This is a genomic window from Streptomyces sp. UH6, from assembly GCF_013421635.1.
GTDB lineage: Bacteria > Actinomycetota > Actinomycetes > Streptomycetales > Streptomycetaceae > Streptomyces > Streptomyces abyssomicinicus.
Genome location: NZ_JACADT010000743.1, coordinates 1 through 2844, shown reverse-complemented (window position 1 = coordinate 2844; position 2844 = coordinate 1). Strand labels below are relative to the sequence as shown.

Below are 2844 nucleotides of genomic sequence, written 5' to 3'. Positions count from 1 at the left end.
CTTCCGGCCGGCGGCGGGCGGACCCGGCTGCGCGACGACCGGGATCGGCGTCGTGTCCTCGGTGGCTCTCACGTGCCCGGCGATCCGCGTCGACCTGGCCCGCCGCGCCGAGGCGCCCAACTGCACGCGGAAACTCGCGTGATTGACGATGACCTGCGCGGGATCGCAGGGCACCTTCACCATGCTCAGCGCGGGGGTGTCGTCGAAGCCCGACGGACGGTCCCCCGTAGGTGTGCGGGGTGTTCTGGTGTCCACACTCATCTAACCGAGTGACGACACGTAAGGACACTGCTCCGTGCGCCCCGATCTGTCCGAAGCACGTCAAGCTCGGCAGTCGTCCGCAAAACACCCCGCGCGGGCGAATTTCTGCACACCCGTTCGAGGCGTTGCGGGGCCTCGGCCCCGTGCCGGGCCGGGGTCAGTCCCGGCGGCGTGCCGCCTCGTACAGCACGATGCCCGCCGCCACACCGGCGTTCAGCGACTCGGCGCCACCCGGCATCGGGATGCGGACCCGGAAGTCGCAGGTCTCGCCGACCAGCCGGGACAGGCCCTTGCCCTCGCTGCCGACCACGATCACGACGGGGCCCGAGAGCGCCTCCAGCTCGCCGATCTCGTGCTCGCCGTCGGCCGCCAGACCCACCACGACCAGGCCGGCCTTCTTGTACTGCTCCAGCGCCCGGGTCAGGTTGGTGGCCCGCGCCACCGGCGTGCGGGCAGCGGTGCCCGCCGAGGTCTTCCACGCGCCCGCCGTCATACCGGCCGCGCGGCGCTCCGGCACCACCACGCCGTGACCGCCGAAGGCGGACACGGAGCGGACCACGGCACCGAGGTTGCGCGGGTCGGTGACGCCGTCCAGGGCCACGACCAGCGGGTCCTCACCGGCGTCGGCGGCGTCGGCGACCAGGTCCTCGGGGTGCGCGTACTCGTACGGCGGGACCTGGAGGACCAGACCCTGGTGGTTGAGCCCGTTGGTCATCCGGTCGAGCTCGGGGCGCGGCGCCTCCATCAGGTTGATGCCGCCGCGCTCGGCGGCGAGCTGCAGCGCCTCACGGACCCGCTCGTCGCTGTCGATGAACTGCTGCACGTAGAGCGTCTTGGCGGGCACGCCCTCGCGCAGCGCCTCGACGACCGGGTTGCGGCCGACGACCAGCTCGGAGGTGGAGCGGGCGCCGATGGCCGCGGCGATGCCCGAGGCCGCCGGGGACGGCCTGGTGCTGGACCTGCGGTCGTCGGCGTACGCCGCCGCGTGGAAGCCGAAGGGCGAGGTCGCGGGCCGGACGGCCACCGTGCGGGTGCTGCACGCGCAGCTGGTGGACGGCGTGGAGAAGCGTTCCGTGGTGAGCCACTTCAACAAGGCCACCAAGGGCCGCATCGTCCGCGCCCTGCTGTCGGACGGCGCGGACCCGCAGGGTCCGGCGGAGCTGGTGGAGGCGCTGCGCGACCTGGGGCACACGGTGGAGGCCGAGCCCCCGGCGAGGGCCGGCAGGCCGTGGGCGCTGGACGTGGTCGTCCGGGAGATCCACTAGGCCCGGGAGTTCCACCGGGGCCGCAGGTTCGACCAGGGCCTGCGAATCCGCCGGGTCCAGGAGATCCGGCAGGTCCGGCAGGTCCGGGGGCCGCCGGTCCCGGGGGGGGCCGCCGGGTCCGTGGGGCCGCCGGGTCCGGCAGATCCAGGGGATCCGCCGGTCCGCCACCGGCCGGACGCGCGATGGGAGAGGATGCCGGAGCCACGTGACTTCCGTCCTGACAGGGGGCATCCGATGCCGCACATCACCGTCGACCACTCCGAGTCGCTGACCGGGTCCTTCGACCGTCCGGGCTTCGCCCGCGCGCTGCACCCGCTGGTGGCGGAGATCGCCCGGACCTCCGCCGCCGGCTGCAAGACCCGCTTCCGAAGCGTCGACGAGACGTTCGTGGCCGACGGGGCGCCCGGGCACACGGTGATACACGTCGACATCGCGCTCAGGCCGGGCCGTACCGAGGCGGTCAAGGCGGAGCTGACCGAGGCCGTGCTCGCACTGCTGCTCAAGCACGTGGCGCCCACGCCCGGCGTGACGGTGCACGCCAGCGTGGACCTGCGGGAACTCGACGAGGCGTACGCCAGGCACATCGTGGAGCAGGGCGCCCTGGGATAGGCCGGGCCGTCCTGGCGCCGTCCACCACGGCGCCCACCGCCCCGCGGCGCGGGCGCCCACCGCCGCGCGGCCGGCCGCCCGCGCCTACTACCGCAGGTGAGAGGTGTCGTTGAAGAGCCGGAGGCTGGCGTTGCCGTCGGCGTAGTGCGCCACGGCGGAGATCGAGGCCGCCGAGAGCTCCATGCGGAACAGCGACTCCGGCGGGGCGCCCAGGGCCAGGCGGACCAGGGTCTTGATCGGCGTCACATGCGTGACGAGGAGGACCGTGCGGCCCGCGTGGGCGGCGATCAGGCGGTCACGGGCCTCCTCGACGCGGGCGGCGGTCGCCTCGAAGCTCTCGCCGCCGCCGGTGGGACGGGCGGCGGGGGAGGTCAGCCAGGCGTTGAGGTCCTCGGGGTGGCGGTCCATGACCTCGGCGAAGGTCAGGCCCTCCCAGGCGCCGAAGTCGGTCTCGCGCAGTCCCTCGTCGACGGTGACGTCGAGGCCGAGGCGGTCCGCGACCACGGCGGCGGTCTCCCGGGTGCGGGCCAGCGGGGAGCTGACGATCGCCTGCACGGTGCCCCGGGCGGCGAGCAGTCCGGCGGCGCGCCGGGCCTGCTCCCGTCCCGCCTCGGAGAGCGACGGGTTCGTGCCGCCACTGCCGGAGAAACGCTTCTGCGGGGTCAGTGGGGTCTCACCGTGGCGGAGCAGCACGAAAGTGGCGGGGGCG

Annotated in this window: 2 protein-coding genes and 3 pseudogenes; 2 read left to right on the top strand and 3 right to left on the bottom strand. The window is 74.3% G+C overall.

Annotation, left to right across the window (positions count from 1 at the left end):
* Both HW445_RS32880 and rlmB read right to left on the bottom strand, forming a co-directional pair.
* Positions 1-255 (bottom strand): annotated as a pseudogene (locus tag HW445_RS32880) (hypothetical protein); the annotation flags it as partial.
* Positions 256-418: 163 nt separating this feature from the next.
* Positions 419-1240 (bottom strand): annotated as a pseudogene (rlmB, locus tag HW445_RS25180) (23S rRNA (guanosine(2251)-2'-O)-methyltransferase RlmB); the annotation flags it as partial.
* Here rlmB and yaaA point away from each other — a divergent pair.
* A pseudogene (gene yaaA / locus HW445_RS25175) lies at positions 1164-1526 on the top strand (peroxide stress protein YaaA); the annotation flags it as partial. The pseudogenes rlmB and yaaA overlap by 77 nt on opposite strands.
* A 234-nt stretch (positions 1527-1760) precedes the next feature.
* The gene (locus HW445_RS25170) at positions 1761-2135 is read left to right on the top strand and encodes a 5-carboxymethyl-2-hydroxymuconate Delta-isomerase (protein ID WP_180223208.1); all 375 of its coding nucleotides are present in this window, start codon (positions 1761-1763) and stop codon (positions 2133-2135) included.
* An 87-nt stretch (positions 2136-2222) separates the two neighbouring features.
* Here HW445_RS25170 and HW445_RS25165 read toward each other — a convergent pair.
* Positions 2223-2844: histidine phosphatase family protein (locus tag HW445_RS25165; protein WP_180223207.1), on the bottom strand; the 622-nt coding region annotated here is incomplete at its 5' end.

Bases quoted from the DNA above. Each gene is read 5' to 3' on its own strand.
- HW445_RS25170 (WP_180223208.1), top strand. From the start codon at position 1,761: ATGCCGCACATCACCGTCGACCACTCCGAGTCGCTGACCGGGTCCTTC.